Origin of the sequence: Porphyromonas sp. COT-239 OH1446, from assembly GCF_000768875.1 — a bacterium.
Classification (GTDB): domain Bacteria; phylum Bacteroidota; class Bacteroidia; order Bacteroidales; family Porphyromonadaceae; genus Porphyromonas.
Genome location: NZ_JRAO01000021.1, coordinates 1 through 205 on the forward strand (window position 1 = coordinate 1; position 205 = coordinate 205).

General features: G+C 40.2%; 1 protein-coding gene and 1 pseudogene. Both read right to left on the reverse strand.

Features of this window, described 5'->3' with window-relative positions; all coding sequences use genetic code 11:
- A partial coding sequence (locus tag HQ37_RS08335; protein ID WP_369794063.1) for a hypothetical protein occupies positions 1-73 on the reverse strand: 73 nt, incomplete at its 3' end.
- Between the two features lie 13 nt (positions 74-86).
- Positions 87-205, reverse strand: a pseudogene (locus HQ37_RS08205) (transposase); the annotation flags it as partial.

The following is a 205-nucleotide window of genomic DNA, read 5'->3' on the forward strand; positions in this document are numbered from 1 at the left end:
TCATATTCCTTTTCCTCTTGGTAATCATTTGAATACCATTGACGAATAATCCTTCAAACAGGTCTTGAGAGATGTAGCCTCGGTCNGTTCTTCATATTCCTTTTCCTCTTGGTAATCATTTGAATACCATTGACGAATAATCCTTCAAACAGGTCTTGAGAGATGTAGCCTCGGTCTGCTACCAGCTTGCCATACAGACCATTGA